The sequence below is a fragment of the Pseudolysinimonas sp. genome (assembly GCF_031389465.1).
Lineage (GTDB): Bacteria > Actinomycetota > Actinomycetes > Actinomycetales > Microbacteriaceae > Pseudolysinimonas_A.
Map to the genome: position 1 here is coordinate 1 of NZ_JANMSQ010000296.1, position 4,268 is coordinate 4,268.

Genomic DNA, 4,268 nt, shown 5'->3' on the forward strand with positions numbered 1-4,268 from the left:
CTCGAGCGTTGCGTTCTCGAGCTTGAGGCCCAGCTCTTCGCTGATGACCTCGCCGCCGGTGAGGATGGCGATGTCGGCGAGCTGCGCCTTGCGGCGGTCACCGAAGCCGGGGGCCTTGACGGCGACCGACTTGAAGATGCCACGGATCTTGTTGACGATCAGGGTCGCGAGCGCCTCGCCGTCGACATCCTCGGCGATGATCAGCAGCTGCTTGCCCGCCTGGATCACCTTGTCGACGATCGGGAGCAGGTCCTTGATGTTGCTGACCTTCGAGTTGACGATCAGGATGTAGGCGTCTTCGAAGACGGCCTCCTGACGCTCCTGGTCGGTGACGAAGTACTGCGACAGGTAGCCCTTGTCGAAGCGCATGCCCTCGGTGAGCTCGAGGGTCGTGCCGAAGGTGTTCGACTCCTCGACGGTGACGACGCCCTCCTTGCCGACCTTGTCGATCGCCTCGGCGATGAGCGCACCGATCTCGGTGTCGCCGGCCGAGATGGACGCGGTCGCGGCGATCTCGTCCTTCGTCTCGATCTCCTTGGCGTTCTTCACGAGTTCGGCGATGACGGCCTCGACGGCCTTTTCGATGCCGCGCTTCAAGCTGATCGGGTCGGCGCCGGCCGCGACGTTGCGCAGGCCTTCGCGAACGAGCGCCTGGGCGAGCACGACCGAGGTGGTCGTTCCGTCACCGGCGACGTCATCCGTCTTTTTGGCGACCTCTTTGACCAGCTCGGCGCCGATCTTCTCGTAGGGGTCGTCCAGCTCGATCTCCTTGGCGATCGAGACGCCGTCGTTGGTGATGGTGGGGGCACCCCACTTCTTCTCCAGCACGACGTTGCGGCCGCGGGGGCCAAGCGTGACCTTGACAGCGTCAGCCAGGATGTTGAGCCCGCGCTCGAGGCCGCGGCGGGCCTCTTCGTCGAAAGCGATGATCTTTGCCATGAGTGTGTGTCGTCCCTCCCGGACGTAGAACTTGGCACTCACGACGCGCGAGTGCCAGGGATTATCTTGGCACTCGCCTACAGAGAGTGCAAGCCGCGCTACGGCGCGGGCGACTCCGTCGGCGCTGGGGGCGGAGGAGGTGGAGGCGCCGTGAAGGCGACACTTCCCGAGAGCGGCACCAGTTCGATCCAACTGTTGCCCGGCGCGAGGCGGATGACGGTGCCCGTGTCGTCGACCAGGCGGATGGCTTCGCCGCGCGAGCCCTTCGACCAGGTGGCATGGATCGTCATCCCTCCGGTGCTGACCCACGCCTCGCCGGTGCCGATCAGTTCGGTTTTCGGGATGCCCTGGCTCACCGTGACCGGCACCCGGATGATCACGACGTTGACGGCGGAAAACGGCACACCGGCGTTGTCGACATCGGGAACGCCACTCTGGGATCGCGCCCACACCCCGCGCACGGCATCCCACCCCCACGATGGGGCAGACGACGACCCGAAGCGCAACGCCATCGACTCGGTTGCCGTTCCCTCGCGGACGGCCGACGACGACGCGACGTCAGGGGCGAACGAGAACTGCTGGGCTGGAGCAGGCAGGTCGAGGTGCCGCGCGATGAGCTCGGGCGCCCGCACCAACACGTCGTGCGGGCTCGGCCGCCCGTCGACGCGGAACATCAGGTCGTCCGTGTCGGCCTGTCCGTGGATGGCGTTGTAGACGTTGGTGTCGCGCATCATCGTCACGAACCGCTGCTGCCCACCGGAGTACGCGATGATGCCGCCGAGCGGCGAGACGATGTCGGGATCCATCGGGCGGATGCTGCGGATCGGCCCGATCTCGGCGGGAACGTCGGAGTGCCAAACCGCGACGTAACGGGTGAGGCCGCCCTCGACCAGCTCTTCGAAGACGAGGTCGGTGCGCTCGAGCCCGAACTGCGGACGAGCATCCGGATGATTGTCGACCTTCGCCGCGAGCGACGGCGCGGTCAGCGCACCCACGGGAACGGTTTCACCGGTGAGCGGGGCGAGTGCCGTCGGCTCCGGCGTGAGGTAGCTGGATGAGTAGGTCGGTGTGGGAGTGGGCATCGGCCCCTGCGCGCACGCCGTGAGCAACGCGAGGCCGCTCAGCGCTCCCGCAACCGCCCGACCTCCCCGCCCCTGACCCATGCCCGTCATGCTAGGGCGCGGATGCTCAGGCCGGCCGCACCGACTCGGCCTGCGGCCCCTTCGGCCCGGTTCCGATCTCGAAGGTGACCGCTTGGCCCTCTTCGAGCACCTTGAACCCGGTCATGTCGATCGCCGAATAGTGGACGAAGACGTCTTGGTCTCCCCCTTCGACGGTGATGAATCCGAACCCTTTTTCGGCGTTGAACCACTTCACGGTGCCCTGGGCCATCGGTGCTCCCTACTGCGTGCTCACTCGGGCCACTACCCAGCGACCCTGACCGAAATGCTAGCCGCGCGCACGGAGCCGATCGGTCTCGAAGGCGTTCATCGGCACCAGAAATCGAGAAAATCACACAGATTAAACACCCGCGTAACACGCCCGTGTTCTGGCCGAGGGTCAGGCCGCCGGGGGCACGTAGTCGGCGCCGAGCACGATGGTGACCGGAGCACCGAGATAGGCGTCCGAGTTCGCGATGTTCGCGGGGTCGGTGCCCAACAGTTGCGCGAGGCCGAGCGCGATCGACTCGAACTGGGCGCCGTTGTAGTAGATGACCGTGAGCTCCTGGTCGCGCTCACTCGCGACGGCTGCAGCCGGCTGCGGCCAGTTCGCTTGAGTGATCTGCGCGGCTGCGGCATCCTCCTGGTCGTCGGTCGGCGAGGCGTTGAACACCGAGATCGTCAGGTTGAGAGCAGGGTCGACGAGCGCGGGATCGGTGAGCGGGGTCGCTTCGGGCTCGGGCGTCGACGTCGTGCCCGGTTCGGCAGCATCTCCGCCGAGAACAGGGATCTCGAACGAGATCGCCGGGTTGACGCGGGAGAGTCCGTATAGGCCGCCGACGATGAGCACGCCCGTCGCGAGAGCCGCCCACGCGAAGTTGATCCAGCCACGGCCGCGCTTGACGGGAGCCCGGTGCGCACCGACGCGCACGAGGTCGTCGGGGATGTCGTCGAAGCGGTCGTGGGTCGTGCTGGCCATTAGTCGGTGCTGTCCTGGCTGTCGGAGGTGAAGGGGCGGGCTCGGGCCCCGCGTCGCGAGTCACGGAGCCGCTGGAGGCGGCGAACGAGGAGCGGATCGTGCCGCACCGCGAGTGGTGAATCGATGAGCGCGTACAACATTTGATAGTACCGAGCTGAAGAGACGCCGAATTCGGCGCGGATGGCGGCCTCCCGATTGCCGACCCGGTCGGCCCAGGCGCGCTCGAAAGCGAGCAGACGCAGCTCGGTTTCGTCGAGCTCGGTCCGCGGCAGCTCCGCGTCTCGAGGGTCGGTCACGCGGCGATCCTAGGCACCGGCGACCGCAGCGCGAGGATGCCTCGCCGCGCCCAGAACGACCTTCAGACCGCACTCAGTCGGTCTCCGTGGGGGCTCGCCTCAGCGATCGCCTCGCCGTCGATCGCCAGTACGAACCGCCCCGCGGGCACCCGGTCGGTGGGACGGTCGGCGACGCCGCTCTGCTCGAGGGTCACCAGCCGAGCACCACGACCCGCAACCTCTGCCGGAAACGCCGAGCGCGCCTCCGGCGACAGGTAGACGAGAGTGCCCAACGACACGACGACGAGCGTGAGGTCGACGGGTGCCTCGGCCACAGCATCCGCGAGATCGCCGAGGGCGTCCCCCGCGATCACCCGCGGCGGGTCGTGCTGGGCGGTGGCGAGGGCAGCGCGCAGCCGCTCCCGACGGTCGGGCCGATCGAGCGGCACCAGAGCCTCGAGCCACGCCGCGTCGTCCGCATTCTCGGCGGAAAGCGGATTGAGGTCGAGGCCGAGCCGCCAGCGGATGTCGGGCAGTGCCACCGGCGCAAGACCCGGCCCGTCGACCGCGCACTCGATCAGCGGCTTCCCCGCGCCCAGCAGTGGGTCATCGCCGAACCGGTAGGAGTACCGCTCCGGGATCGAGCACAGCCCCGCGGACGCGCCGACCTCAAGGAGGGCGAGGGGGCCGGGGATGCGGTCAAGAGCCGCGACGAGCGGAGCGCAGCGGCCGACTTCGTTGGTCTGGGTGCGCCGCTCGCGGGCCGCCGCCTCGACAGCCGGCCAGTTCTCGACGAGCCAGGTGCGGAATCCGGCGTAGTCCATCACCTCGACGCCGAGCCAAGTGGCGACCGAGAAGATGAGCGACGGTTGGCGGCGCTCCCGAGGCAGCCGGTCGAGCAGCGCGAGCACGTCG

6 protein-coding genes are annotated in these 4,268 nt (G+C 68.1%); all 6 read right to left on the bottom strand.

The annotated features are described in order from the left end of the window. Positions 1 to 939: chaperonin GroEL (groEL, locus tag RMO30_RS11585; protein WP_309713584.1), on the bottom strand; the 939-nt coding region annotated here is incomplete at its 3' end. A gap of 98 nt (positions 940 to 1,037) precedes the next feature. Then, positions 1,038 to 2,102, bottom strand: coding sequence for a DUF3048 domain-containing protein (locus tag RMO30_RS11590; protein ID WP_309713587.1), 1,065 nt, complete (start codon positions 2,100 to 2,102; stop codon positions 1,038 to 1,040). Between the two features lie 25 nt (positions 2,103 to 2,127). Then, entirely contained in the window at positions 2,128 to 2,331 is a 204-nt protein-coding gene (locus tag RMO30_RS11595) for a cold-shock protein (protein WP_309713589.1), read from the bottom strand. Between the two features lie 168 nt (positions 2,332 to 2,499). After that, a complete protein-coding gene (locus RMO30_RS11600) occupies positions 2,500 to 3,078 on the bottom strand; it encodes a LytR C-terminal domain-containing protein (RefSeq protein WP_309713591.1) in 579 nt (192 codons plus the stop codon). Further along, positions 3,078 to 3,374, bottom strand: coding sequence for a DUF3263 domain-containing protein (locus RMO30_RS11605; protein ID WP_309713594.1), 297 nt, complete (start codon positions 3,372 to 3,374; stop codon positions 3,078 to 3,080). Before RMO30_RS11605 ends, RMO30_RS11600 begins: the two co-directional genes overlap by 1 nt. A 62-nt stretch (positions 3,375 to 3,436) precedes the next feature. Beyond that, on the bottom strand, positions 3,437 to 4,268 hold an 832-nt coding region (locus RMO30_RS11610), incomplete at its 5' end, for a DUF2332 domain-containing protein (RefSeq protein ID WP_309713597.1).